Origin of the sequence: Bacillus sp. FJAT-29814 (assembly GCF_001510715.1) — a bacterium.
Lineage (GTDB): Bacteria > Bacillota > Bacilli > Bacillales > Cytobacillaceae > Neobacillus.
Window position 1 is genome coordinate 173,543 of record NZ_LMTJ01000012.1, and the last position, 2,343, is coordinate 175,885.

A 2,343-nucleotide genomic window follows, 5' to 3' on the forward strand; every position below is an offset into this window, starting at 1 on the left:
AGAGTGTTTAACCTGTACAGTTTCGAGCAACTATCAAGACAGTCTTTCGTTAGACTGGTCGAAAACCGTGTATGTAAACGGCTTAATCAACGCCACCACGGAGTCAATCATCAGATTAACGGCGGTATAGAGCGTTTTTTGGCGGGACCGCCTGGGAATCGAACCCAGCAGACCTGGCACGCAGGTCTCGTGCAGTTTTGAAGACTGAGTAAAAAAATCATCTTAATCAGACTACACAAAGAGCTTTAATCCCAACGTTCAATCATACAGTCAATCGGTTTTCTAGCAATCCCAGTAACAGTTTTGGTTCGTCCTTTACAGTTTAATTGTAAATGCAAGTACCATTATATGTCAATAAAATGAATATCCATTATCATTTCTTCCTACAGTCCATATGTGTTGAGTGTATGTTGCAACACATGGGGTGCGGGTGAGTTTACTTAATCTAAAATCAAAATTAAAACAGACGGTGAATTTCGAAGCAGGGAATATGTAATAGGCGGAGAATAAGGAGGAAAGAGTTTTTTTTCAGGAGGTAATAAAGTGAAAGCTTTTGGAAGTTTTATCAAGATTGAAGGAATTGAATTTCGTACAGAAGCTTATATACAGTGGGGAGAAGAGAAAGACACAATCGGGGGTATTCTTTTGTATAACCCTGGAAACGCGTATCTATCAGACGCTGAAAGACAGCAAAAATTTCTCCACAGTGAAAAGGAAATCGTATTTGGTGAGTTACTGGTCTCCCATAATGACCCAATTCAAACCATTGGGCAGATAATGGAGGAGTGCTTCTCTAATCTTTCCGGACGTCTCCATATTTACAATCTCTTAAATAAAAAAGGAAGCAACCGAAAAGACGCCTTTACTTGGTATCAAGAAAACAAGCACACCCCCGCATTTCAAGGATATCTTTTCTCTCCTATCCCTAAAGATTTGCCTTGGATTTGGGGAGCGTGGACAAAAGACAATCACTTAACCAAGCCTCTTTTATATGCGCTAAAAGAAAGAGGTGGTCTTCCCAATATACCTCTTATCGGTGTCTTCGAAGGTAATATCGATCCAATTTGGGGAGCCCGCACAAAGGCAGCTTATCCTCCTTATATAGCATCAGAGGAAGATTATGCAAAATACTTATTTTGGTTGCGCCGTAGTTTTAGAAATCATGGGATTTCTAAATAATTAAGCTTTTGAAGAGTATTAATTGTTAGTGCAATTATTACGTTCCTTCATAGTAAACCGTGTAAATTCATTTAATTGAACTTAAGATTGCCATAACGGCGCCTTTTTTTGTGGGTATACCAAGTATTATGTCGTAGCTCACATTGTTTCCAGAAAAAAGGAGCGTGAGCTACCCTGGCAACCCAAATCAGCAGTTTGTCGCAACACATAGATTGGTGTAGTTTGCTCCTTGATAAGAGCATCTCTTGTATAAAATAAAACTCTCCTGATCGTAAGATAACAGGAGGGTTCTTTTGAAAGCTGTGCTTAAAAAAGGACGTTACAATATGTCCGGAATGTCCAAAGGCACATTTAAAGATACTCATCATATAACTTATCTATTTTTTTATTTAGATGATCTACCCAAGCCATTTTGGCACCAGCTTCTTGTAAATCCTCCATAAGTGAGTTGATGTTATAAATAACAAACTCATGAGTAAGATCATTAATCATAAGGATTTCATCAACTAAATTAGGGTTTCCAGTTGAGCAGATTCCATACATTGTGATACCCTCGAACAAATCCTCGATTTCATCGTCGAACATTTCTCCAATCATCTTTGTATCACTCCTTTCTCGAGATGAAATAAATACAACCTCTCTCAATGAGTTTGTCAATAGAAAAAGTAAAAAATATAATAAAACATTAATAGTAATGTATCAAGAGTCGATGAAAGAGGAACCTAGGAATTATCACTGAAATAAATAGGCCTACCATAATAGGGAATGACCGGGATGGACCATAATGTTATTGAAAACCTTTGGCGATAAATAGAAGGGTCTCCTAACTCGGTGAATAAAAGGGGAGTATTAAAAATATTCTCTGAGGTGTCGCCTAAGGGGGATGGAATAAAGAAGTATGCATTTTTTCAGGAGTATTAGCGCACCGGGTTCAAAGAAATTAGCAGTGTTTAGTCATATGATAAAACCGATACACATTCATAAGGGGAATTTTGCCTGACATTGAAGCTGGCAGATGGCATGTCATTATGGTGGAAAGGTATAAACTCTGACTTTAGGTAATTTGTGAATATATTCACTTAAAGTAAACCAGCTAATAGTTTGTCAATATTTTTCAATAAAAATTTAAAATATCTCATGCTATACTAAAAATATGCATGCCAA

At 37.3% G+C, this 2,343-nt stretch carries 2 protein-coding genes; one reads left to right on the forward strand and one right to left on the reverse strand.

What is annotated here, in order from left to right:
* The first annotated feature begins 543 nt into the window (after window positions 1-543).
* The gene (locus AR334_RS26055) at window positions 544-1,179 is read left to right on the forward strand and encodes a hypothetical protein (RefSeq protein ID WP_066321009.1); all 636 of its coding nucleotides are present in this window, start codon (window positions 544-546) and stop codon (window positions 1,177-1,179) included.
* A gap of 351 nt (window positions 1,180-1,530) precedes the next feature.
* On the opposite strand, the gene AR334_RS26060 is transcribed toward AR334_RS26055, so the two are convergent.
* Window positions 1,531-1,776 (reverse strand): hypothetical protein, encoded by a 246-nt coding sequence (locus AR334_RS26060; RefSeq protein WP_066321016.1) that lies wholly within the window; start codon window positions 1,774-1,776, stop codon window positions 1,531-1,533.
* Between the last annotated feature and the right edge of the window lie 567 nt (window positions 1,777-2,343).

What these genes read in the sequence shown, in the direction of transcription:
- AR334_RS26060 (WP_066321016.1), bottom strand. Translation starts at nt 1,776, where the DNA reads ATGATTGGAGAAATGTTCGACGATGAAATCGAGGATTTGTTCGAGGGT.